Raw genomic sequence first — 24,260 nt, forward strand, 5'->3', positions numbered from 1 at the left:
GAGAGTCGCGCGGTCGATCAATTCGGAGTACAATGGTGGCATGATCGAAAACCTCGGCAGAGGCACTTCGGCCCGGGCATTGTCGAGTTCGCTCGCCTGCCGGAAGGCACGTCCATGGTGAACATCCCTCTGAATGCCGAAAACCAACCGGTGCCGATCCACGCCGGCATCGAAGCCGACACCACCGGCAAGGGTGGGGTTGTGAGCGACGTGGGGCGGATTCCTGGCGGCCCCGCCGAGTTCGACAAGATCGGGCCACGCCTCAAGGCGATGCTGCGGGCCGCCCGCTATCACGGTGTCGAGCTCGATCCGAACGAATTCAGGTCCGCGAGCGCGGTTCCGGCCGCTGCCGACCTGTCGCAGTGGGCGCAGGACGCCGGCATGTGGTCACGCGCCGTGCGCATCCGCTGGTCTCACCTTTTGCGTTTCCAGGAAGCCGGACCGGTCGTCCTGTTGTTCAATGATGGCGGCGCGGCTCTCCTTACCGGGGCGAGCGCCGAGCGAAACATCGTCTTCCTCAAAAGTGCGGATGCTCCCGACGATGGTGAAGCCACCGCCATCGACGAGCTGCGGCTGTCGCAGGTATGGACGGGCGAGGCGCTGTTGCTGCGCGCCGCCCGGTCCTATGTCGCGGCGGACGCGCCCTTCACCCTTCGCTGGCTCGCCGAACTGGTGCGGCTCGAGAGTCACGCCCTGCGCGATATCACCATCGCCTCGTTCACGCTGAGCGTCCTTACCATCCTGCCGCCGCTCATCGTCATGACGGTGGTCAACAAGGTGCTGCAGTTCAACAGCATCTCGACGTTGGTGCTGCTGTCGGCTGTGATCGCCGTGGTGTTCGCCTACGAGACACTGCTTGGCCATGCGCGGCGACTGATCATCAATGTCGTCGGCGCCCGTCTGGACACCAAGCTGCAACTGCACGTCTTCAGCCGGCTCCTGCGCCTGCCGCTCGACTATTTCGAGCGGCATCCGGCCGGCGAGACGATGTATCACCTCGCCCAGGTCTATCGTATCCGCGAGTTCCTGACCGGAAAACTGCTCAGCACGTTCCTGGATATGATCACGCTCTGCGTGCTGGTGCCGGTCATGTTCTACATCAACGCCTCCCTGGCCTGGATCGTGCTGGCCTGCGCGGTGGTGATCATGCTGATCATCCTCGCCTTCCTCAAGCCCCTGCGCCGAAGGTACCAGCGGGTGGTCGAGGCCGAGACCTGGAAGTCGGCGGCGCTCGGCGAGACAGTCGTCGGCATCAAGACGGTGAAGGCGCTCGGTCTCGAGCCGCAGCGCAAGGCGCTCTGGGACGAGCGGGTGGCGGAATCCGGAAAGGCGCGCCTCGCCTTCGGACAGCTGGCAAGCTGGCCGCAGACCCTGGTCACGCCGATCGAACGCGTGATGGTGCTCGGCACGATGCTGATCGGCGCCTATCTCGCGATGAACGATCGCACGGGCTATATGGTCGGCGGCCTGTTCGCCTTCATGATGATCTCGCAGCGCGTGGCGCAGCCGCTGGTCGGCCTGGCGCGACTGGTTGAAGATTACGAGGAGGTCGGTGCGGCGATCGGCGAGGCGGCGGGGGTCCTTAACCGGCCGCTGGAGAGCAGTTCGAATTCCACTGGGCTCAGACCCAGGCTGGTCGGCGAGGTCGCGTTCAGCGACCTGACGTTCAGCTATATCGCTACCAAGACACCGGCGCTCGACCGGGTCAGCTTCCACATTCCAGCCGGCACCATGTTTGGCATTGTCGGCCGCAGCGGGTCGGGAAAATCGACGATCGCGCGCCTCCTGCAGGGGATAAACCGCGACTACAGTGGTTTCCTCAAGCTCGATGGCGTCGACCTCAAGGAAATCAACCTACGCCATCTTCGCCAGGGTCTCGGCGTGGTCCTCCAGGACAATTTTCTGTTCCGCGGGTCGATCCGCGACAACATCATCGCCGGGCGCCCGGGCCTGACGCTTTCCGACGCCATGCGCGCGGCGCACCTCGCCGGCGCCCAGGAATTCATCGAGCGGATGCCTAATGGCTACGACACCTACATCGAGGAAGGTTCGCCCAATTTGTCGGGCGGTCAAAAGCAGCGGCTGGCGATCGCGCGCGCCCTCATCCACGATCCCACCATCCTCATCCTCGACGAAGCGACCAGCGCACTCGACCCGGAAAGCGAGGCGGTGGTGAGCGCCAACCTCATGCGCATCGCCAGCGGACGCACGATGATCATCGTTTCGCACCGGCTCTCCTCGTTGACCGAGTGCGACAACATCCTGGTCATGGATCAGGGCAAGGTTCTCGACGTCGCGCCGCACGCGACCCTGCTCGAACGATGCGCGCTCTATCGCCAGCTGTGGTCGCAGCAGAACCGGCACCTCGACGGCCGCCACGGCCGCCCGGTCGCCGTTCCGCCGCGGTTGGTTTGACCATGTCGCGCGGCTCATATTCGCATCAGGTCCGGTAATCATGGGTAGCAGCACCTCTCTCACGGCCCTCCCCGCCCGGTGGCATCGGATGGAAACGAGGGATCCGACGACGCCGGCCATACTCGAGTTCCAGTGGCCGTCGACGGCTGTCGCCAATGCGCCCATTCCGCGGGCGGCGCGCGGCATCGTCTGGATCGTTTCGAGCCTGGTCATCGCGCTGATCGCCCTGGCGGGACTGATACCGGTCGATCAGGTCGTCACGACCAGGGGGCTGGTGGTCTCGCAATCCCCCAACATCGTCGTGCAACCGCTGGAGACGGCGATTGTCCGCTCGATCGAGGTGCGGGAGGGACAGCGCGTCCAGGCCGGCCAATTGCTTGCCCGCCTCGATGCGACCTTTGCCTCCGCCGATCTGGCGGCACTGGCGATGCAGGTCTCGACGCTTGAAGCCGAGGTGGCGCGGTTGAAGGCCGAGGCCAGCGGTCAAGCGTTCACCTACAACGGCCTCGACCCGAGTTGGACCCTGCAGGTGTCTATATTCGAGCAACGCAAGGCGGTCTACGACGCCAAGGTGGAGAATTTCGAACGCCAGCGCGACGAACTCAGCTCGGTGATCTCGCGATCGCAATCGGATGCCGACGGCTACCGCCAGCGGCTCTCGGTCGCCGACTCGATCGAACAGATGCGCAAGCAGCTCGAGGCAAGGCAGGTAGGAAGCCGCCTCAATACGCTCCTTGCCGAGGACAACCGGGCGGAAATGTCCCGGGCTCTCGGCAATGCCGAGCAGACCGCGGAAGCCGCCAAGCGCCAGCAAGCAGCGGTGGCCGCCGAGCGCGACGGCTATATTCAGGGCTGGCGAGCTGAGGTCTCGCAGAGCCTGTCGGAGGCGAGCTCGCGGATCTCCGACGCCCGCGAACTCCTCAACAAGGCAAAGCTTCGCAAACAGCTGGTCGAGTTGAAGAGCCAATCGGACGCCATCGTTCAATCGGTGGCAAAGGTCTCCGTCGGCTCGGTCATGCAGTCAGGGGAGCGCTTCATCACGCTGGTGCCGGCCGATGCGCCGCTCGAGATCGAGACAAACATCGTTGGCAGGAGCAGTGGTTTTGTCCATGTCGGCGACCCCGTGGTCATCAAATTCGACACCTTCCCCTATTCGCAATACGGCCTCGCCCACGGCACCGTGCGGGCACTCAGCCCTGATTCCTTCTCGGCACAAGAGCAAGCGCGCGATCCGAACAGCTCGCTGGCCATGCTGCCTTCCGACTCCGAGCCGTTCTATCGCACGCGGATTTCCATCGACCAGATCGCCCTCCACGGCGTGCCCGCCGGTTTCGCCGTCAGCCCCGGCATGCCGGTGACCGCCGACGTCAAGGTCGGCCGGCGCACAATACTCAAGTACATTCTCGGTGTGATGCTCCCGATCGGCCAGGAGGCGATGCGGGAGCCATAGGGCATTGCAGGAATCAGGGGCTCGGATCGATGACAATCCTGGATCGGCTGACTGGTCTGGCCTTCCCGGCGGCGGCGTTGCGCCGGGCGATCCAGCTCTCTGACAGCGGCAAGGCCGCTGAAGCCTTTCCGCTCATGGCGACAGCGGCGCGCGCGGGGATCGCCGACGCCGAGTACCGGGTCGCGCGTTGCTATCTCGAAGGCTCGGGTGTGCCGCCGAGCCGCATGGAAGGCGCGCGATGGCTGCTGCGGGCAGCCAACCACGGGAACGCCGATGCCCAGGCGCTCCTCGCTGCTCTCTACGTCACCGGGCTGGTGACGGCGGAAACCGACGGCGAGGGCGCCGCATCGGAGCACTTGTTCAAACGGGATTCCCCGACCGAACCGGACTTCACGGCTGCGTTGAGCTTTGCCACGAAGGCGGCCGAGGCGGGCTCGGCCACGGGACAGGCCATCCTTGGATATATCCATACCAGCGGCCCCAAATCGATGCGCGATGCCGATGCGGCCCACCGCTGGTACGAGAAGTCGGCTTCTGCCGGCTGCGCCGAAGGGTGCCTTGGTTTTGCCCTGTCGTTGGCCCGCGGCGGCAAACGCGAAAACAGGGTCAGGATTGCAGAAGAGGTAAGGCGCGCGGCCGAAGCCGGCCTGCCGACCGCAACCTATCTTCTCGCGGTCCTAACCGAACACGGGCTCGGCGTGGCACGCGACATGGCGGCAGCCGCTCAACTTTATCAGGCTGCTGCGGAGAAGGGCCTGCCCTCCGCCCAATTCCGGTTGGGATTGGCACTGATTGACGGTGCACTCGTCGCCCAAGATGTCGCTGCCGGAGAGGCGTGGATGCGGCGTGCCGCCTTGGCTGGCAATGTCGAGGCAGCCTATCTCCTCGGCGATCGCTATGTGAAGACGCAGCCGCCGGATTTTGCAGAAGCCGCAAACTGGTATCGGCGGGCTGCCGAAGCGGGTCACCAGGCCGCCGCCCGCGCTTTGGCCTCTCTCTACCTGACCGGGAGTGGTGTAGCCGAGGATGTCGAAGAGGGAGCACGCTGGCTGCGCGCTTCGGCAAATGGCGGCAATCAGGAGGCACAGACCGACCTCGCCAATCTTGTCCTCGGCGGAACCGGCGAGCCCGACGATGCTGCAAGCGTTGCCGGATGGTTCGAGGCGGCCGCATCATCGGGCGACCTCATCGCGGCATTCAACCTTGGGCTCTGTTTCGCCAAGGGAGTCGGCGTCCGCCAGGATGAAGGGCAAGCGGCACATTGGCTGCGGCGGGCGGCCGAGGGCGTCGCCGAGGCACAGTATATGTATGCCCGCCTCCTCCAAGATGGACGTGGCGTTGCGGCCGACCCAACGCAGGCCCGCATATGGTTTGCGCGGGCGGCCGACGCCGGGGTGCTCGACGCACGGGTGGCGCTCGCCGAGATGCTGCTCAACGGGCGCGGAGGCACGAGCGAGCCAACGGCTGCGATGCAGCTGTTTGAGCGGGCGGCCGCCGACGGTCACGCCGGGGCCATGTTTGCGCTTGGCGCGCTGTACGGAGCCAGCCACGGCCTGCCGGTTGACCAGACGGCAGCGCAGAAATGGTACGCTGCCGCCGCTGGACGTGGGCATAGCCAAGCCCAACTCATGCTTGGTCGTTATCTCTCCAAAGGTCTCGCCGGGGAGTACGACCCGGCCGCCGGTCGCCTTTGGCTCGAGCGTGCAGCCGCGCACGGTATCAGTGAAGCGGTCGACGAACTCTCTGAGTTCGCTTCGGGTTGAGCCCTGCATGTGCAAGCACGCCAACCCACGCAGGTCCGCCACGCACGAGGATAATCAGAGAATTTTAGGTTTCGTGCGGCAGCTTTGAGTCTGTAGCCGAGGAACAGACCGCCTAATTGCACGTCGTTGCCGCCGATTACCGCACGCGTCGATGCACGGTCTTTCGAAATCGGGAGGGTTGAGCTACGTGAGACAAGTGCCATCAACTAGCGGAGAAACTTTACAAACAGGCCCACAACCGCTTCGTTCAAAACTCCTGACAAGTAGCACAATAGGTAACACAAATGAGTGAAATGAAGCGGGATCGACGACCATAGAATTGAAATTACCCAGCAAATTCAATCACTTATTTGATAGCTCCGATGGTACCGTTGGCTGGGATCGAACCAGCGACCTCCGGATCCACAATCCGGCGCTCTAACCATCTGAGCTACAACGGCACATTTGCCCGAGCGGGTCGAGGTGGAAAGTCTCCGCGATCCGCTCTGTCGTTCGGCGATGCGTCCATACGGGCTTATGGATTCTAATTCAAGGCTTTTGCGAAGCAAAGGCCACTTCCCCACATCTCGCCGCAACGGCGCTGGTTTCGCCGGGCAAAGAAAAAGGCCGGCGGGAGGAGGTGCCGGCCTTTTCCTGTTACGAGCCAGCGGGAGGAGGTGCTGGCTGGTCACCCCGGGGAGCAGAGGGAGGAGGTTCCACTCGCCGGGTATTCCGTGATGGCTACCATCATACGCCTGATCGTTTTTAAGAAAATGCGACCTTTTGTTGCATCTTCAGATCATGCGCAAATGTTAAGCAGCCTTGATGTCCTTCACTGCCTTCTCGAAGGCGGTCTTGATCGGCTTGGAGACGTCTTCGGCCGCCTTGGAGGCAACTGCCTGGAAGTCCTTGGCCTGCTCGACGGTCAACTCGATACGCTTGCGCAGGAAGGAGGTCTGCAGCTCGACGACTTCCGACAGCGACTTGGCGCCGATCAGGGCTTCGAGATGCGAGAAGCCGGCTTCGGCATTGGCGCGCAGCGCAGCGATGGTCTTGAGCGACAGGTCGCTGGAAACAGTCTTGGCGGTCTCGTAGGTCGACTCCAGAGCCTTCTGGGTCTCCTCGGCGCCGGTCTTCAGCTTGGCGTAGGCCTCTTTCGACTGCTCAACGCCCTTTTCGGCGAAAGCGCGCATCTGGTCGGTGGTCTTGGAAGCGTCGAAGCTCGGGAATTCAACGTTTTCGATCGTGTCGGCGGTCTTGGTCCTGGACATTTTCCATCCTTTTCAGCGGCAGCGGCTTTGACAGAAAGCCGTCTCGTTCAGTTATGATGGCAATATAAAGGCAATTTTTGTGCATTGCAATATATTTGTTGCACTGCACCATAAATTTCTTTCGGGCCGTTAACCAAAAGCCCAGAAACCAGCCTTTGCACGTTCTGGCTTGTTTACCTTCGCGTCTCCGGCTTTTATTAACAAAGCGTTAACTGCAAATTTCGCCGCTCCGTCAGGGTTCGCCAAGCGCATGCCGTCCGAATATTCCTTCCTCGACGTCGCCGTGCTCGACGCGGTCCGCCAGCGCTTTGCCGCCGGCGACGCGATCGCGATCCTGTCGCTGGACCTGGAGCAGGTGATCTGGGCCAATGGGCCGGGCGCCGCCGTGTTCGGCTACCCCGACATCGAAGCGATCATCGGCGCCTCCGCGCAGCTGCCGCTGATCGCCCGCCGCCAGATCATGGCGACCAGCGGCTTTCCCGAAATCGGCAGCGATCGTGGCATCACCGTCAGGCTGGCGACCGGCATGACCAGCCGCACCGTCGGCTTCCAGGCAAGTGCCGTGACGCTGCCCGACGGCGAGAAAGCGATCATGCTGGCGGTGCCGGCGGCGCAGACCGGTTCGCGCAGCGCTGCCGAGATCGCCAGCCGGGCAATCAGCGGCTTCACCGAAGACGGCCATTTCATCGCCTTCATCGATGCCGGGGGCAATATCGAGGCGGCGTCCGACGGCTTTTCGAAGCTCGGCATCCAGCCGGCGACGCTGGCGGCCCTGGTGGCCGATGTGGCTGCCGAGGACGAGCGCATCGTCAAGCGCCTGGTTCCGGGCGGCAACACCTCCTACCCCGCCGGCCTCGCCCGGCTGACGCCGGAGCGGCACCTCCTGGTGGTGATCGACGAAGATCAGCTTGAGGACAACGCTTCTGCGGCAGAGGCCTCGGCACAAGCCCTGCCCGAAGTAACGGAAGGCCCCACCGACGAGATCGGCGGCGCAACAACAGCGGCGGAAAATGCCGCCGAATCTGAACCTCACCAGGACAATCAGCCGACGGCGGATGTTTCGCAGGCAGAGGCGATCGAGGCTCCTCCCGCCACTGCCGAGCCAGCCACTGTCGAGCCCGCTACTGCCGAGATTGAGCAGCCTGCCCCTTCCGAGTCCGTGACTGAAGATATGCCGGAACAGGCAGCGCAAGAGATTGCGGAACCGACCGGGCCGACATCGGTTGCTGCCGACAACGATCAGCCGGTAGCGGGCGGCACGCCGCCACAGCACGACCATTGGTACTTCAATGCCGGCGAGGATGACGCGCGACCCGCGCCTGCCACGCCGGAACCGAAGGACGTCGCCGAAGCGACCGGTGCCGAGGCTTCGGTGGACAGCGCGGAGCAGGACAAGGCCACCTCCCCGTCCACACCTACCGCAACCCCAGCCCGGACGATAGACCGCACGGCGGCGCCGCTGCGCTTCGTCTGGCGCACCGACGGCGAGGGCAAGTTCAGCGCGCTGTCGCCGGAATTCGCCGATATCGTCGGCAAGCCGGCCGCCGACGTGATCGGCCGGCGCTTCAGGGATGTCGCGGCGACCTTCGGCCTTGATGCGTCCGGCGAGATCGCCGGCCTCCTGGAGCGGCGCGACACCTGGTCCGGCCGCTCCGTGCTGTGGCCCGTCGTCGGCACCGACCTGAAGATCCCCGTCGACCTCGCGGCCTTGCCTGTCTATGGCCGCAGCCGCGCCTTCGAAGGTTTTCGCGGCTTCGGCGTTGCCCGGACCGGCGACGCGGTCGTCGATCTGGAAGCGATCGGCATGGCCCTGGTGCCCAATGGCGAGGCCCCAGCGGCATCGTCCGTACCGGAAGCCGTCGAACCTCCCGCTGAAGCGCCGAAGGCCGAGGAGCCAAACGCGGCAGATCCATTCAAGGGCGAGGTGCCGGCGCTGACCATCGTGCCGAAACAAGAGCGGCGTTTTGCCGACAAGGTCATCCGGCTCGCCGAACACCGGCAGCCGGCCAACGACAAGGGGCTGTCGACGCTGGAACGCAGCGCCTTCCGTGAGATCGGCGAGCGGCTGAAGAAGGACAGTGCGCCGGCCGAGCCGCCGGAAGCCGACAAGCCCGGCATCGAAAGCCCGACGCAACCGGCGATCGAGATACCGGCCGAGCCCGTGGCGAAAACAGCAGCGGAGGCCCCGGCCGCCAAGACGGAAACTCCGATCGAATCCGCTGGCGAGCTTGCCTCGACGCCTGACGCTGCCCCGGATCATGAACCGACAGAGGTCGGCGAAATCCCCGCGGCGGAGCCAGAGAACGATGCGGTGCTGGCCGAACCATCCGAGACCGAAGTCGATGGAGAGCACGAGGCGGATCTCGCACGGCTTGATGGCGCCCATCCGGACGACGTGGTTCACGAGGAGCATGCCGACGCGCCGTCCGGTGCGACAGGCTCGCTGCTCAGCTACGCCGACCACAACGACGAGCCCAGCCCCATCGCGGACAATGACGAGCCCACGGCCTCTGAACCGGTCGCCGCTGAACCGGAAAGTGCCGAGCCCGCCGCGATTGAGGATGAACCGGCCGTTGCGGGCGCCGGACATGTAGCAGCCGACGACGACAGCATGACGTCGGCCGATTTTCGCGATGCCGAGGACAATGAAGATTGGACCGACAGCGCGGAAGATGCCGCGGTTGATGATCAGGCCGTGGAGCACGCCGGGCCATCGACAATCTCCGAAGGCCAAGCCATTGCGCCAGCCACCGAGACTGTCGGTGCACAAGATGCAGCCGAGATCCAGCGTCCACGCCTGCAGGTACCGCCGCTCAAAACCGAGGGGTTCGTGCCCTCCGCCTTTTCCGTTGGCAATGAAAGCAAGGCTCCCGATACCTCGCTGCTCGGCAAGCTGCCGGTGCCGCTGCTCATCCATTCGGGCGACCAGCTGCACTATGCGAACGAGGAGTTCCTCGACCTGACCGGCTACGACACGCTTGAGGATCTCGAGGATTCCGGCGGCCTGGGCGCGCTGTTTGCCGATCCCTACGCCGATGACGGCACGTCCGACGGCAGCGACCGGGCGCTGCGGCTGAAGACGCGTGACGGGCAGGAATTCCCGATCGACGCCATCCTGCGCTCCGTTCCCTGGCGCGACGGCAAGGCGCTGATGCTGGTCGTGCGTCGTTCCGGCGAGGATGAAGCGCCCGCTGCCCTGCACCTGGTCGGCGAGGAGCCGACACAGCCCGACATTTCCGAGCTCAAGGCACGCATCGCCGAGATGCGCACCATCATCGACACCGCCACCGACGGCGTCGTGCTGATCGGCAGCGACGGCACCATCCGCTCGATCAGCCGCCCGGCCGAAGCGCTGTTCGGTTTCGACAGCGACGAGGTGACCGGCAAGCCATTCGCCTCGCTGTTTGCCATCGAAAGCCAACGCGCGGCGCGCGACTATCTCACCGGCCTGTCCGAGCCCGGCGTGGCGAGCGTCATGAATGACGGCCGCGAGGTGATCGGACGCGAAGCGCAGGGGCGCTTCATACCGCTGTTCATGACCATCGGCCGGCTGCCCAATGACAGTGGCTTCTGTGCCGTCGTGCGCGACATCACACAGTGGAAGCGAGCCGAGGAAGATCTCACCCAGGCGCGCGCGGTGGCTGAACGGGCTTCCTCGCAGAAAACCGATTTCCTCGCCCGCATCAGCCACGAGATCCGCACGCCGCTCAACGCCATCATCGGCTTTTCCGAATTGATGGTCGACGAGAAGTTCGGGCCGGTCGCCAATGACCGCTACCGCGACTATCTGCGCGACATCAATCGCTCGGGCAACCATGTGCTCGATCTGGTCAACGACCTCCTGGACATCTCGAAGATCGAGGCCGGCCAGCAGGAGATGGCCTATGAGGCGGTGTCGCTCAACGACACGCTGGCCGAGACCGTGGCGATGATGCAGCCGCAAGCCAACCGCGAACGCGTCATCATCCGCTCCAGCTTCGCCTCGCGGCTGCCGGAGGTGGTGGCGGACCTGCGCTCCGTGCGCCAGATCGCGCTTAACATCCTGTCGAACGCCATCCGCTACACCCAGGCCGGCGGTCAGGTGATCGTCTCAACCGCCTACGAGACTTCGGGTGATGTCGTCATGCGCGTGCGCGACACCGGCATCGGCATGAGCCAGGCAGAGATCGAACAGGCGCTGAAGCCGTTCAAGCAGATCAACGCCTTGAAGCGCGGACGCGGCGACGGCACCGGCCTTGGTCTGCCGCTGACCAAAGCGATGGTGGAAGCAAACCGCGCCCGTTTCACCATCAATTCGACGCCCGGCGAAGGCACGCTGGTGGAGGTCGCTTTCCCCTCGACCCGGGTGCTCGCGGAATAGGTCACGGCCTCCCCGACAGCCTTCCGCTAACCCATTCCGCTAAAAGAAAAGGCGCCCAAAGGACGCCTTAAGAGATGGGATTGCTGTCACAACGGGGGCTTGAGCGAATTCAGATCCTCCGGGGGCTGAGGAACGGGATTTCTCCCTCAAGTTACATGCGACTATCGACGCCGGGCCTTAACAAGTCCTTACCGGGCCGTCGAAAAGTTTACGAATGTGTACCACTCATGAAATCTAGGTAAATTCTACCGACAGATTTCGTTAACCATGGCGCCCGCCCGTTAGTCGGCAAGCTGCGGCAGGTTCCTGAACAGCTCGAGTGCCTCCGGGTTGGCGAGCGCTTCCTTGTTCTTGATGGCGCGGCCATGCACGACGTCGCGCACGGCAAGCTCGGTGATCTTGCCCGACTTGGTGCGCGGGATGTCGGTGACTGCGACGATTTTTGCCGGCACGTGGCGGGGGCTGGCGCCGCTGCGGATCTTGGCGCGGATGCGCTTTTCCAGATCCTCGTCGAGTGTCATGCCGGCGGCTAACCGCACGAACAGCACGACGCGCACGTCATTGTCGAAATCCTGGCCGATGCACAGCGCCTCCAGGATCTCCGGCATCTGCTCGACCTGGTTGTAGATTTCCGCCGTGCCGATTCTGACGCCGCCCGGATTGAGCGTGGCATCGGAGCGGCCGTGGATGATCATGCCGCCATGGACGGTCCATTCGGCGAAATCGCCATGGCACCAGACGTTGTCGAAACGCTCGAAATAGGCGGCTTGGTATTTCTTGCCGTCCGGGTCGTTCCAGAAGCCGATCGGCATCGACGGGAACGCCTTGGTGCAGACCAGTTCTCCCTTCTCCTGCCTGATGGGCTTGCCGTCATCGTCCCAGACATCGACGGCGAGGCCGAGGCCCGGCCCCTGGATCTCGCCGGTCCAGACAGCTTGCGTCGGCACGCCGAGCACGAAACAGGAGACGATATCGGTGCCGCCCGAGACAGAGGCCAGGTGCACGTCCCTTTTGATGCCGTCATAAACGAAGCGAAAATCCTCCGGCGACAGCGGCGACCCTGTGGAGGAGATGCTGCGCACCGTGGAAAGATCATGCGTGCGGATTGGCTTGAGGCCGGCCTTACGCACGGAATCGATGAATTTGGCTGAGGTGCCGAAGAAGGTCATCCTCTCGGCGTCGGCGAAATCGAACAGCACATTGCCGTCGGGATAGAAAGGCGAGCCATCGTAAAGCAGCAGCGTCGCGCCGGAGGCGAGGCCCGACACCAGCCAGTTCCACATCATCCAGCCGCAGGTGGTGAAGTAGAAGAAGCGATCGCCGTCGATGAGCCCGGCATGCAGCCGGTGTTCCTTGACATGCTGGATCAGCGTGCCGCCAGCCGAATGGACGATGCATTTGGGAATACCGGTCGTTCCCGATGAGAACAGGATGTAGAGCGGATGCGAGAATGGCAGCCGCTCGAAAGTTACAGGCTTGACGGCGAAGGGCGCCAGCGCCTCTTCCATCGCCACCGCCTTGTCGATGGTTGCGGCCACGTCGGCCGAGGTGCCGAGATAGTCGACGAGCAGGACCTTGCGGACACTGCCGAGCTTGGCCGCGACCGCCGCGACCTTGTCGGCGACCTCGATGGCCTTGCCATTGTACCAGTAGCCGTCGGGCGCGATGAAGATGACGGGCTCGATCTGGCCGAAGCGGTCGAGCACCCCCTGCTCACCGAAATCTGGGGAGCAGGATGACCACACCGCGCCGATCGAGGCCGCGGCCAGCATGGCGGCGACGGTTTCGGGCATGTTGGGCATCATCGCCGCGATGCGGTCGCCCTTCTTGACCTTGAGCGACAGGAAAAGCTGCTGCAGGCGCGAGACCAGCGCATTGAGCTCATTCCACGATAGCCGGCGCTCGACCTTGTCTTCGCCGCGAAAGACGATCGCCTCGCCAGCGCCGGTCTTCTTCAACAGGTTCTCGGCGAAATTCAGCGACGCATCCGGGAAGAACGAGGCGCCCGGCATCCTGTCGCCATCGACGAGCACGCGCTCGCCCTTTTCGGCAATGATCCCGCAAAAGTCCCAGACCAAGCTCCAGAAAGCCTCGCGATCCTCGACCGACCAGCGGTGAAGATCGGGGTAGGTGGAGAATGTGGCGCCGGCTCTCGCCTCCACGGCTTTCAGGAAAGCGGTCAATGGCGAGGTGTCAATCTGGTCTTGCGTCGGGGTCCAGAGCGGTACTTCGGCAGCCATGATCGATCCTCCCACGGTTGTCATCGCTTATGCATATCGCAGCGCAGCAGAGCAAGATTTTGTTGGGCGCAAGCGGCCAGGTGTGCGCAAATGCCATCGCCGGGCCATAAAGACTTGAAATGCCTCAGTCCTAAGTCGTAGTGACGACTGGGACTAAACCCGTCGGGCGATTTTTGTCGGAATGGAAGCGTATAGGGCGATATGCCATCATCCTTGATCCGCCGCGGAGTATGGGCGATCGGCGCTGCCGTCATCGTCATCGCTCTGGTGGTCGCCACGCTGCCGCTGATCGCCTCGACGCGCATCGTGCGCGACCGCATCGCCTGGGAAATGAGCGCCTGGAGCGGCTTCCGGGTCGCCATTGACGGCTCGCCGCGCATCGAGGTCTGGCCGAAATTCCGCGCAATCCTGACCGATGTGACGCTGTCGAAGTGGACCGACGCCGACGCGCCGCCGGTCGTCGAAGCCGAACGGGTGGAGATCGACCTCTCGGCCATGGCGGCGCTGCAGGGCGATGTGGCGTTTTCCACGGCTCGGCTGGTGCGGCCGACGATCCGGGTCCAGCGCACGGCCGATGGCCTGTTCCTGCCCACCGTGCCGACGGGCGGGCGCATTGCGCGTTCCATCGACACGGCGCGCGGCGTGGTCAGTGCCGATCCCGCCAAGCCCGACCTCGACAAGCTGCCGACCGACGCCTTCGGCACGGTTGAGTTCAGGGACGGCCGCATGGTGGCTTCCGCCAACGGCAAGGACGTGGAAATCCTGAGCAGCCTCAGCGGCCAGGCGAGTTGGGCGGCGATGAACAGCAATGCGACACTGTCGGCAACCGGGATCTGGCGCGGCGAAAGTGTGACCGTCGACGCGGCCTCGCCGAAGCCGCTGGTGCTGTTTGCCGGTGGCATGGCGCCGCTCACTCTGTCTTTCAAGGCAGCGCCCGCCACCTTCTCCTTCGACGGCACGGCCAGCATGTCCGAGAACGCCTATTTCGACGGCCAGGTGAAGTTCGCGGCACCTTCGCTGCGTCGCGTGCTGGAGTGGTCGCAGGCCGGCATCGCGCCGAGCGCGGCGATCGGCTCCGTCAGCATTTCGAGCAAGGTCACGGCGTCGGCCGGACGCATCAAGTTCGAGAACACCGCGCTTGCGCTGGACAACAATCCGGGCATGGGCGCGCTCGACCTGTCGCTTGGCGACGCCCAGCCGGTGATCTCGGGCACGCTCGCCTTCGACACGCTCGACCTGAGGTCCTTCCTGTCCGCCTTCACGCCGCTGGGGCCGGCGAGCGGGGCTGCGCCAGGGGACGTCGAGGCAAGTTTCGCCGACCGGGTCAATCTCGATCTCAGGCTATCGGCGGCGCATGCCACGGCCGGCGCTATCCAGCTTGCCGATGTCGCCGCCACCGCCCAGGTCAAGGATGGTCTTTCCGTCTTCGATATCTCCGACGCCTCCGCCTTTGGCGGCAACATCCAGACCAGTCTTCGTTTCGACCGCAAGCCCGAGGGCACCCAGGTCGAGATCCGGCTGCTTGCGTCCGATGTCGATGGCGGCGCGTTCGGCACGGCAGCCGGCATGACCCGGCTGGTGCCGGTCGGCACGGGCACCGTTTCGGTCATCCTCAAGGGGCCGGGCAGGACCTGGGATTCGATCTTTGAAAATGCCGATGGTTCGGTCTCGGCGACCTTCGGCCCCGGCGCGCTGAGCAAGTTCAACCTGCCGGCCTTTCTCAAGCATACCGAACAGGGCGGCTTCTTCGCGCTCGACGATGTCTCGGACGGCACGCTGCCGATCGACGGCGCCGAAGTGAAGGCAACCATTTCGCGAGGCGTGGCAAGGCTGGACAAGGCCGAGGCCAATTCGGCGAAATACAAGATCTGGCTTTCCGGCATCGCCTCCTATGCGGGGCGCGGGCTGGCGCTATCCGGCGGCGTCATCCAGCCGGACCAGGCGGCGACACAGAAGACCGGCCAGCAGGGACCCAACCAGTCGTCCTTCTTCGTCGGCGGAACGTGGAGCACGCCGTTCATCTCCCCGATAAGCCGCGGCGTTTCGGGCGAATAACTCCGACGCCCGCTTTAGTTCAGTTGAGCATGATCGGTTCCGAAACCGGAACCACCCTCGGGTCAGGCCCGAGGGCATGCTTTTCGGGATCATGCTCAGCCGCGCTGGGCGGCCTGTTCGTCGAGCTGGCGCTGCACCTCACGCCGCTTGTTGGCGATCGAAGCGATGATGACGCCGACCGCGACCACGGCGATCAGGATGGTGCAGGCGGCGTTGATCTCCGGTGTCACGCCGAGGCGGACCTGGCTGTAGATTTCATCGGCAGCGTCGTGGCGCCCGGCCCCGAGGTGAAGCTGGCGATGACCAGATCGTCGAGCGACAGCGTGAAGGCCAGCATCCATCCGGACACGATCGCCGGCAGAATGACCGGCAGGGTGATCTGGAAGAAGGTTTTTGCCGGCGTTGCGCCGAGATCCATCGCCGCCTCCTCCAGCGACCGGTCGAAAGACACCAGGCGCGATTGCACGACGACCGCGACGAAGCACATTGTCAGCGTGATGTGGGCGAGCGTCACCGTGAAGAAGCCGCGGTCGAGACCGACGGCAACGAAGAGCAGCAGCAGCGACAGGCCGGTGATGACTTCCGGCATGACGAGCGGCGCAAACACCATGCCGGAAAACAGCACCCTGCCCCGGAACCGCGTGTAGCGTGTCAGAGTGAGCGCCGCCAGCGTGCCGAGCACGGTCGCCACCGTCGCTGAAATGACGCCGACGCGCGCCGTGACCCAGGTGGCGTCCATCAGGCCCTGATTGTGGAACAGCGACACATACCATTTGGTCGAGAAGCCGCCCCAGACGGTGACCAGCTTGGATTCGTTGAAGGAGAAGACGATGAGCAGCACGATCGGCAAATACAGGAAGGCAAAGCCAAGCACGATCGAGGTGACGTTGAAGCGGCTCCAGGTGGCGTTCATTTGTCCTGCTCCTGGGCCTTAGCCTGCGCCTGTTGGAAAAGCATGATCGGCACAGTGAGCAACAGCAGCAGGATGACGGCGACAGCCGACGACACCGGCCAGTCACGGTTGGCGAAGAACTCGTTCCACAACGTCTTGCCGATCATCAGCGTAGACGAGCCGCCGAGCAGATCGGGGATGACGAACTCACCGACGGCCGGGATGAACACCAGCAGGCAGCCGGCAATGACGCCGGGCAGCGACAACGGGAAGGTGATCTTCCAGAAGGCGGCTGTCGGCGGACAGCCGAGATCCTTGGCCGCCTCGATCAGCGAGTAGTCCATCTTTTCCAGCGACGAATAGAGCGGCAGCACCATAAACGGCAAATAGGAATAGACGATGCCGATGAAGATCGCCGTGTAGGTGTTGAGGATGACCAGAGGCTGGTTGATGATGTGCAGCGACAGGAGCAGCTGGTTGAGCAGTCCCTCAGGCTTGAGGATGCCGATCCAGGCATAGACGCGGATCAGGAACGAGGTCCAGAACGGCAGGATGACCAGCATCAGCAATGTCGGACGGATCGTCGCCGGCGCGCGGGACATGCCATAGGCGATCGGGTAGCCGACGATCAGCGTCAGGACGGTCGAGATGGCGGCAATGATGACGCTCGTCACATAGGCCTTGAAATAGAGCGAGTCCTGCGTCAGCCAGACATAATTGTCGAAGTTGAGGTTGCGGAAGCCGGCGAAGAAGCCGGAAATGCCGTCCCTGAAATCGAGCACCGGCGTGTAGGGCGGCATGGCGATCGCCGTCTGCGAGAGCGAAATCTTGAAGACGATGACGAAGGGAATGAGGAAGAAGAACAGCAGCCAGAGGTAGGGGACGATGATGACGAGCCGGTTGACGAAGCCGGCACCCAGGCGCGTCAGGAACGGCTTGGCGACGGTCGATGGGGCCGCGGCATCGGTGACAGCGATGTTGGACATATCAGCCCCTACCGCGCCAGCACGACGCCGGCGTCCGGCCGGAAGGACACCCATGCGCGGTCGTTCCAGGTCAGCGGATCCTCGGTCACGCGCGCTGCGTTCAAGGCGCTTGCCCTGATGATCTGCCCGTCATCCAGCCTGATGTGGTAGACGGTCATGTCGCCGAGATAGGCGACGTCGTAGACCTCGCCTTCCAGCGCATTGACGGCATCGGCCGGCTTCTTCGACGAGACCTTGATCTTCTCCGGCCTGATGGCGAAGACGATGTCGGAACCGGCCGCGGTACCGGCGCTGTTTTCGACGACGATCTGGGCGCCTGTCGCGCCGGTGATGCGGGTCGTGTTTGCCGCGCGCTCGGTGACCTTGCCCTCGAACATGTTCACATTGCCGACGAAGTGGGCGACGAAGCGCGAGGTCGGCGCCTCATAGACTTCCGCCGGCGTCGCCACCTGCATCACCTCGCCCTTGTCGATGATGGCGATGCGATCGGCCATGGTCATCGCCTCTTCCTGGTCGTGGGTAACGACGACGAAGGTGAGGCCGAGGTTCTGCTGCAGGTCCATCAGTTCGAACTGGGTTTCCTCGCGCAGCTTCTTGTCGAGAGCGCCGAGCGGCTCGTCGAGCAGCAGCACTTTCGGCCGCTTGGCGACCGAACGGGCAAGCGCGACGCGCTGGCGCTGGCCGCCCGATAGCTGGTGCGGCTTGCGTTTGGCGAACTGCTCGAGCTTGACCAGTTTCAGCATCTCGGCGACGCGCTTTTCGATGTCGGGCGCGGGCATGCCTTCCTGCTTGAGGCCGAAGGCGATGTTCTTCTCAACCGTCATATGCGGGAACAGCGCATAGGACTGGAACATCATGTTGACCGGCCGGCGATAGGGCGGGATGCCGCGCAGATCCTGGCCATCGAGCAGGATGCGGCCGGCCGTCGGCTCCTCGAAGCCGGCAAGCATCCTCAGCAGCGTCGACTTTCCGCAACCCGAGGCGCCGAGCAAGGCGAAGAACTCGCGCTCGAAGATGGTCAGCGACAGATTGTTGACGGCGGTGAAGTCACCGAACTTCTTGGTGACGTTGTCGAACTGGATATATGGCTTGGCGTTCGGGTCGGTCCATGGCGCGAAATCCCTGCGGATGCTGCCAAGCGATTTCATATCCCACTCCGTGCTTTGTAGTTCCCCTGGAGCGGTTCATCGTTTCTCGGAAACGCAGAACCGCTCCATCTCCTGGTTTTGACGCAATTCCGGACGGAAAACCGTTTCCCACTTTCCTAGAATTGCTGCAAAGAAATCGACCCCGGCAGTTGGCTGCCGGGGTCGCCTCGAATTGCCTACTGGCCGGTGACGATCTTGGTCCAGGTGCGCGTGATGACGCGCTGGGCCTTGGGATCGTAGGGCTGGACGGTGTAGAGTTTCTGCACCGTCGCCGCGTCGGGATAGATCGCCGGATCATCCAGGATCGCCTTGTCGACGAACTGCTGCGAAGCCTTGTTGCCGTTGGCGTAGAGCACGAAGTTCGACGACTTGGCGATCACTTCCGGCTTCATCATGTAGTTGATGAACTCGAGCGCCTCGGCGACATGCGGCGCATCGGCCGGTATCGCCATCTGGTCGAACCATATCTGGGCGCCTTCCTTTGGCACGGAATAGCCGATCTCGACACCTTGCTTGGCTTCGACCGCGCGGTTGCGGGCCTGGAAGACGTCACCCGAGAAGCCGACCGCCAGGCAGATGTCGCCATTGGCGAGCGCATTGATGTATTCGGACGAGTGGAACTTCCTGATAAAGGGACGGACCTTCATCAGCGCGTCCTCAGCCTTGGCGATGTCGTCGGGGGAGGTGCTGTTCGGGTCAAGGCCGAGATATTTCAACGCCGCCGGTATCATATCGGCAGGCGAGTCCAGCACGTAGACGCCGCAATCCTTCAGCTTGGCCAGAGTCTCGGGGTTGAAGAAAGTGTCCCAGCTATCGATCTTGTCGGTGCCGAGCGCTGCCTGCACCTTCTTGATGTTGTAGCCGATGCCGACCGTGCCCCACATGTAGTTGACCGAATATTCGTTGTCGGGATCGTACTTGGCGGTGCGCTCCGAAATGACATCCCACATGTTGGAGATGTTCGGCAGCTTCGACTTGTCAAGCTTCTGGAACACGCCGGCCTGGATCTGGCGGGCAAGGAAGTTGCCGCTCGGCACGACGACATCATAGCCGCTGCCGCCGGCGAGCAGCTTGGTTTCGAGGATCTCGTTGGAATCGAAGGTGTCGTAGACGACCTTGATGCCGGTCTGCTTAGTGAAGTCCTCGATGACGGAACTGTCGATATAATCCGACCAGTTGAAGACGTTGACGACACGGTCCTCGGCGTGACCGCCGACAGTGAAAAGTGCCAGAACTGCCGAGGTTGCCGAAAGCCAGAGCGCTTTGCGGATCATGCTATTCTCCTTTGGTGAGTGTTCCATCGCCGGCTCGTCGCGACATTTCTTGCGCGGCCGGGCATTTGCTTCAGATTATTGAGCTTTCCAGAGGGCGACAAGCTCGAACTGCCGACACCATCAATGTAGTTCGATGCGTGGCGGATGATGGCTCCGTGTCCCGGCTGCGGCCCGGTTGGCGTGCCTGTGCCGTCAGAGGCTTTCGCCGTGGCGTGGGCAGAGATACGACGATGTGGACCGGTCTCGATCGGACCGGCGGGGAGACTTGGCAAGATACGCCTGTCTTGTTGTTGCCGTGCTCACAGCCTGCCCGGGCGGCAGCAACGTTGTCAATGGCAAAGCTTCAGCGGCCTGCATCAATTCGGCGACGGCACCCCAGTGACCCCTGCCCGCTGCGGCCGTGCCTGGCGCTTGAACTCGAGCCCGATATGGACGAGCAGCGCCGTGACCACCACCGCGCCGCCCATGATGGTGCGCCCGGACGGCACCTCGGAATGGATGAGCCAGACCCATATCGGCCCAAGGATCGGCTCGAACGTGCCGAGCAATGCCGCGATGGCGGCCGGGATCAGCCGCGCGCCGGTGGCGAAGAAGGCGAGGCCAATGCCGAGATTGACCACGCCGAAAGCAAACAGAAAGCCCATGTCGCCGGCCGAGACCGTGAAGGTCGACGCCTGCGAGGCGGCAAAGGCCGCGGCCAGGATCGTGCCGAGGCAAGTCGCCGGCGTCATCCGAACGCTGGCAAACCGCCTTGTGATGACGGTGGCGATCGAGAACATGAAGGCAATCAGCAGCGCCAGCCCGTCGCCTATGGGCGAGACGGCGCCATCAAGCGATTCCGACACCATGATGGCGACGCCGGCGATGACGGCGGCGATCGCCACCCAGGTCATGACAGTCACTTTCTCGCGAAACAGCGCCCATGCTAACAGGGCCGCCAGAAGCGGTACGCCGGCCTGCATCAAGAGGATGTTGGCGACGGTGGTGTAGGCGAGCGCCACGACGAAGGCGGTCGATGCGATGGCAAAGCAGAACCCGACGGCAAGGCCAGGCAGGCCCATGTCGCGAAACGATCTCAGCATGCCGCGCCAGCCGTCACGCCAGGCCATGAAGGAGAGCAGGAAGGCGGCGGCCCAAACGGAGCGCCAGAAGATAACCGTCCAGCTGTCGCCGACGGTGATGAAGCGGGCGATGGTGCCGCCGAAACTCCACATCAGCGCCGACAGGAAGACCAGAAGCATGCCGACGCGTTCCTCGCGCGGCGAGGCTGTCGACGTAACAAGGCCGGGCGATGATGCTGCGTCTGTCATGGGCGCGACTGTCGAGCTTTTGTTGACGGGACGATGCGCAAAGGACGACAAAAAACTGCTCTGTTCGCGTAACGCAAAGACTTGAGCCGCGGGTGATCCAGACACCGGCGACCATTGTGGCACCCCTTTGCTGCCGCGTTACTGGAAGTCGAAGGCGCTCAGGCCCGTCACCATCTCGTCGAGGCCAAGCGGGCGCGTCACCGGCGGTTCGGCGCGCGCCAGGCAGCCGACGCGCTCGCAAAGCCGGCAAGCGGGTCCGACCGGCGTCGCCGCAACGGTGCCTTGTCCCGACTTTCCCGCGGCCGCCGCGCCAGGCAGGGCCGCGCCGTAGACGATGTCGTCGCGAAAGCCGATGTCGCAACCGAGCAGCAGCGCGGTGCGGCGCGGACGCTCCGAGAACGCGCCTTGCGGCCCTTCCAATGTGCGGGCGATGCACAGGAACTCGGCGCCGTCAGGCATTTCCACCGCTTCGACGAAGATCTGGCCGGGCTGAGAGAAGGCGGCATGCACGGGCAGCTTGGGACAGCCGCCGCCGAAGCGGCTGTGCGGAAAGCCCTGGCTGCCGGCCCTGCGAAAGCGGTTCCCGGCATTGTCGACCTCCAGCATGAAGAAGGGCACACCCGGCGCGCCCTGCCGCTGCAACATGGTCAGCCGGTTCGCCGCCTGCTCGAAGGATACACCGAAGCGGGAGCGCAGGACGTCGATGTCGTAGCGGGCGCGAACGGCAGCGGCATGAAAGGCCTGGTAAGGCATCATCAGCGCATGCGCGGCATAGCGGCCGAGCTCGAAGCGGGCGAGACGGCGGGCCTCGTCGGTGCTCAGCTTGAGCGCCTGGATCTGACCGGCGACAGCAACCGTCATGCGGATCAGGCAGGCCTCCATCGCCACTTCGCGCAACTGGTCGAACGGCGACAGCCGCTCCGACAGGAACAGGCGTTGCGAATGGCGATCGTAGCGGCGGCGCCAGTTCGGCATGGTGGCGACCGGCAGCACCTTGACGACGATGCCGTATTCGCGCCTCAGCCAGGCCTTCAGCGCACCGAACAAATCGTCGCCGGGATCGAGCACAGAGGTGAACGCCTCGGCCTCTTCCTCGAGTGCTGTAAAATGGTTCGACCGCCGCTCGAAGGTCTCGTGTACCTCGTCGATCGGCAGGCGAGCACCGGACAGCGCCGTCGCCCGCCCCTCGCGCGCCAGGAGCTCGTTGAGGTCGGACAGCCGCTCGGCCTGCTCGCGATAGGCGCGGAACAGTTTTATCACAGCGGCGGACGCATTGGGCGCCGCCTCGGCAAGCTCGATCAGTTCCTGGTCTCCCGGCAATTCGCCGACCAGCAGCGGATCGGTGAACACCTCCTTCAAGGCCGCGACCGACCCCCTTGCCTCGCCTTGCAGCTCGTGCGGGTCGACCTTGTAGACGGACGCCAGCTTGAGGATCAGTTGCACCGTCAGCGGCCGCTGGCTGCGCTCGATCAGGTTGAGATAGGACGGCGAGATGCCGAGCCCCTCGGCCATCGCCGTCTGGGTCAGGCCCTTGGCGTTGCGGATGCGGCGGATGCGCGGCCCGGCGAAAATCTTCTGGTCAGCCATCGACTGTCCTTGACAGGAATTTACACGACATTCACGGCGATCTCATTGCCCGTTCGTTTTACAATTATGACAAATTTACAGCAGCCCCCTGTCAAACACAACACAGGTTTTCCCTTATCTTCGGCCATAACTCCTGATTTTTCTGGCCGATTTCGCGCCGCAATGTAAATTCAGTCACATCCCGGCGCGCCAGAAGATTAGCGCGTGGACAAAGTGCAGCAATCCTTCGGAGTGACCCATGACTGATTTTTACAATCTCGTTCCCTCGGCGCCGGAAGGTCGCTTCGACGGCATCGAACGTCCCTATTCGCCGGAGGATGTGAAGCGGCTGCGCGGTTCGGTGCAGATCCGCCAGAGCCTGGCCGAAATGGGTGCCAACCGGCTGTGGAAACTCATCCACGAAGAAGATTTTGTCAACGCGCTCGGCGCCATGTCCGGCAACCAGGCGATGCAGCAGGTGCGTGCCGGGCTGAAGGCGATCTACCTGTCGGGCTGGCAGGTCGCGGCAGACGCCAACACCGCCTCGGCGATGTATCCCGACCAGTCGCTTTATCCGGCCAATGCCGCGCCCGAGCTGGTCAAGCGCATCAACCGCACGCTGCAGCGCGCCGACCAGATCGAGACCTCCGAGGGCAACGGGCTTTCGGTCGAGACCTGGTTCGCGCCGATCGTCGCCGACGCCGAAGCCGGCTTCGGCGGGCCACTCAACGCCTTCGAGATCATGAAGGCGTTCATCGAGGCTGGTGCCGCCGGCGTCCACTATGAGGACCAGCTGGCATCGGAAAAGAAGTGCGGCCATCTCGGCGGCAAGGTGCTGATCCCAACCGCCGCGCATATCCGCAACCTCAATGCGGCGCGGCTGGCAGCGGATGTGATGGGCACGCCGACGCTGGTCGTGGCGCGCACCGACGCCGAAGCCGCGAAGCTTCTGACATCCGATATCGACGAGCGCGACCAGCCCTTCGTCGACTACGCTGCCGGCCGCACGGTGGAAGGCTTCTACCAGGTCAGGAACGGCATCGAGCCTTGCATCGCGCGGGCCGTCGCCTATGCGCCTTACGCGGATCTGATCTGGTGCGAGACCTCGAAGCCCGACCTGGCACAGGCCAAGAAGTTCGCCGAGGGTGTGCGCAAGCACCATCCGGGCAAGCTGCTCGCCTATAATTGCTCGCCCTCGTTCAACTGGAAGAAGAATCTCGACGACGCGACGATCGCCAAGTTCCAGAGGGAACTCGGCGCCATGGGCTACAAGTTCCAGTTCATCACGCTCGCCGGCTTCCACCAGCTCAACTACGGCATGTTCGAACTGGCGCGTGGCTACAAGGCACGGCAGATGGCAGCCTATTCCGAGCTGCAGGAAGCCGAGTTCGCGGCGGAGGCTAACGGCTACACCGCGACCAAGCACCAGCGCGAGGTCGGCACCGGCTATTTCGACGCCGTGTCGATGGCGATCACCGGCGGCAAGTCGTCGACCACCGCCATGCACGAATCGACCGAGCACGCACAGTTCAAGCCGGCCGCCGAATAGCG

At 63.7% G+C, this 24,260-nt stretch carries 13 protein-coding genes, 1 tRNA gene and 1 pseudogene; 6 read left to right on the top strand and 9 right to left on the bottom strand.

Going from position 1 to position 24,260, the window contains the following annotated elements:
- Positions 1-114 precede the first annotated feature (114 nt).
- The 3 genes from AC0V7N_RS34285 to AC0V7N_RS34295 all read left to right on the top strand — a co-directional run bounded on the left by AC0V7N_RS34285 (position 115) and on the right by AC0V7N_RS34295 (position 5,628).
- Positions 115-2,415 carry a peptidase domain-containing ABC transporter gene (locus tag AC0V7N_RS34285; protein ID WP_475453198.1) on the top strand — a complete coding sequence of 767 codons (2,301 nt, stop codon included), beginning with the start codon at positions 115-117 and terminating at the stop codon, positions 2,413-2,415.
- An 88-nt stretch (positions 2,416-2,503) separates the two neighbouring features.
- Entirely contained in the window at positions 2,504-3,865 is a 1,362-nt protein-coding gene (locus tag AC0V7N_RS34290; RefSeq protein ID WP_475453200.1) for an HlyD family type I secretion periplasmic adaptor subunit, read from the top strand.
- Positions 3,866-3,894: 29 nt separating this feature from the next.
- Entirely contained in the window at positions 3,895-5,628 is a 1,734-nt protein-coding gene (locus tag AC0V7N_RS34295) for an SEL1-like repeat protein (RefSeq protein WP_475453202.1), read from the top strand.
- 363 nt (positions 5,629-5,991) lie between these two features.
- Here AC0V7N_RS34295 and AC0V7N_RS34300 read toward each other — a convergent pair.
- Both AC0V7N_RS34300 and AC0V7N_RS34305 read right to left on the bottom strand, forming a co-directional pair.
- A tRNA-His gene (locus AC0V7N_RS34300) sits at positions 5,992-6,068 on the bottom strand.
- A 351-nt stretch (positions 6,069-6,419) separates the two neighbouring features.
- Positions 6,420-6,878 carry a phasin gene (locus tag AC0V7N_RS34305; RefSeq protein ID WP_475453204.1) on the bottom strand — a complete coding sequence of 153 codons (459 nt, stop codon included), beginning with the start codon at positions 6,876-6,878 and terminating at the stop codon, positions 6,420-6,422.
- 250 nt (positions 6,879-7,128) lie between these two features.
- On the opposite strand from AC0V7N_RS34305, the gene AC0V7N_RS34310 reads away from it, so the two are divergent.
- Positions 7,129-11,238, top strand: a complete 4,110-nt coding sequence (locus AC0V7N_RS34310) for a PAS domain S-box protein (RefSeq protein ID WP_496627599.1) — start codon at positions 7,129-7,131, stop codon at positions 11,236-11,238.
- 281 nt (positions 11,239-11,519) lie between these two features.
- Here AC0V7N_RS34310 and AC0V7N_RS34315 read toward each other — a convergent pair whose 3' ends face one another.
- The gene (locus AC0V7N_RS34315) at positions 11,520-13,478 is read right to left on the bottom strand and encodes an acetoacetate--CoA ligase (protein ID WP_475453208.1); all 1,959 of its coding nucleotides are present in this window, start codon (positions 13,476-13,478) and stop codon (positions 11,520-11,522) included.
- Positions 13,479-13,679: 201 nt separating this feature from the next.
- On the opposite strand from AC0V7N_RS34315, the gene AC0V7N_RS34320 reads away from it, so the two are divergent.
- On the top strand, positions 13,680-15,533 hold the full coding sequence (locus AC0V7N_RS34320; protein ID WP_475453210.1) for an AsmA family protein: 1,854 nt from the start codon (positions 13,680-13,682) through the stop codon (positions 15,531-15,533).
- A gap of 95 nt (positions 15,534-15,628) precedes the next feature.
- On the opposite strand, the pseudogene AC0V7N_RS34325 reads toward AC0V7N_RS34320, so the two are convergent.
- The 6 genes and pseudogenes from AC0V7N_RS34325 to AC0V7N_RS34350 all read right to left on the bottom strand — a co-directional run bounded on the left by AC0V7N_RS34325 (position 15,629) and on the right by AC0V7N_RS34350 (position 22,730).
- Positions 15,629-16,446, bottom strand: a pseudogene (locus AC0V7N_RS34325) (ABC transporter permease).
- A complete protein-coding gene (locus tag AC0V7N_RS34330; RefSeq protein WP_475453212.1) occupies positions 16,443-17,411 on the bottom strand; it encodes an ABC transporter permease subunit in 969 nt (322 codons plus the stop codon). Before AC0V7N_RS34330 ends, AC0V7N_RS34325 begins: the two are co-directional and overlap by 4 nt.
- Before the next feature lie 8 nt (positions 17,412-17,419).
- Complete coding sequence (locus AC0V7N_RS34335) at positions 17,420-18,559, bottom strand: ABC transporter ATP-binding protein (protein ID WP_475453214.1); 1,140 nt, start codon at positions 18,557-18,559, stop codon at positions 17,420-17,422.
- A 176-nt stretch (positions 18,560-18,735) separates the two neighbouring features.
- A complete protein-coding gene (locus AC0V7N_RS34340) occupies positions 18,736-19,833 on the bottom strand; it encodes a polyamine ABC transporter substrate-binding protein (RefSeq protein ID WP_475453216.1) in 1,098 nt (365 codons plus the stop codon).
- A gap of 356 nt (positions 19,834-20,189) precedes the next feature.
- Positions 20,190-21,143 carry a DMT family transporter gene (locus AC0V7N_RS34345; RefSeq protein WP_475453218.1) on the bottom strand — a complete coding sequence of 318 codons (954 nt, stop codon included), beginning with the start codon at positions 21,141-21,143 and terminating at the stop codon, positions 20,190-20,192.
- Between the two features lie 138 nt (positions 21,144-21,281).
- The gene (locus tag AC0V7N_RS34350; RefSeq protein WP_475453220.1) at positions 21,282-22,730 is read right to left on the bottom strand and encodes a helix-turn-helix domain-containing protein; all 1,449 of its coding nucleotides are present in this window, start codon (positions 22,728-22,730) and stop codon (positions 21,282-21,284) included.
- A gap of 238 nt (positions 22,731-22,968) precedes the next feature.
- Here AC0V7N_RS34350 and aceA point away from each other — a divergent pair, with 238 nt between their 5' ends.
- Complete coding sequence (aceA, locus tag AC0V7N_RS34355) at positions 22,969-24,258, top strand: isocitrate lyase (RefSeq protein WP_475453222.1); 1,290 nt, start codon at positions 22,969-22,971, stop codon at positions 24,256-24,258.
- Positions 24,259-24,260 lie beyond the last annotated feature (2 nt).

The sequence above is a fragment of the Mesorhizobium kamtschaticum genome, assembly GCF_056174585.1.

Bases quoted from the DNA above. Each gene is read 5' to 3' on its own strand.
- AC0V7N_RS34345 (WP_475453218.1), bottom strand. From the start codon at position 21,143: ATGACAGACGCAGCATCATCGCCCGGCCTTGTTACGTCGACAGCCTCG.
- AC0V7N_RS34285 (WP_475453198.1), top strand. From the start codon at position 115: ATGGTGAACATCCCTCTGAATGCCGAAAACCAACCGGTGCCGATCCAC.
- AC0V7N_RS34340 (WP_475453216.1), bottom strand. From the start codon at position 19,833: ATGATCCGCAAAGCGCTCTGGCTTTCGGCAACCTCGGCAGTTCTGGCA.
- AC0V7N_RS34330 (WP_475453212.1), bottom strand. From the start codon at position 17,411: ATGTCCAACATCGCTGTCACCGATGCCGCGGCCCCATCGACCGTCGCC.
- AC0V7N_RS34310 (WP_496627599.1), top strand. From the start codon at position 7,129: ATGCCGTCCGAATATTCCTTCCTCGACGTCGCCGTGCTCGACGCGGTC.
- AC0V7N_RS34320 (WP_475453210.1), top strand. From the start codon at position 13,680: ATGCCATCATCCTTGATCCGCCGCGGAGTATGGGCGATCGGCGCTGCC.
- AC0V7N_RS34305 (WP_475453204.1), bottom strand. From the start codon at position 6,878: ATGTCCAGGACCAAGACCGCCGACACGATCGAAAACGTTGAATTCCCG.
- aceA (WP_475453222.1), top strand. From the start codon at position 22,969: ATGACTGATTTTTACAATCTCGTTCCCTCGGCGCCGGAAGGTCGCTTC.
- AC0V7N_RS34290 (WP_475453200.1), top strand. From the start codon at position 2,504: ATGGAAACGAGGGATCCGACGACGCCGGCCATACTCGAGTTCCAGTGG.
- AC0V7N_RS34350 (WP_475453220.1), bottom strand. From the start codon at position 22,730: ATGGCTGACCAGAAGATTTTCGCCGGGCCGCGCATCCGCCGCATCCGC.
- AC0V7N_RS34315 (WP_475453208.1), bottom strand. From the start codon at position 13,478: ATGGCTGCCGAAGTACCGCTCTGGACCCCGACGCAAGACCAGATTGAC.
- AC0V7N_RS34335 (WP_475453214.1), bottom strand. From the start codon at position 18,559: ATGAAATCGCTTGGCAGCATCCGCAGGGATTTCGCGCCATGGACCGAC.
- AC0V7N_RS34295 (WP_475453202.1), top strand. From the start codon at position 3,895: ATGACAATCCTGGATCGGCTGACTGGTCTGGCCTTCCCGGCGGCGGCG.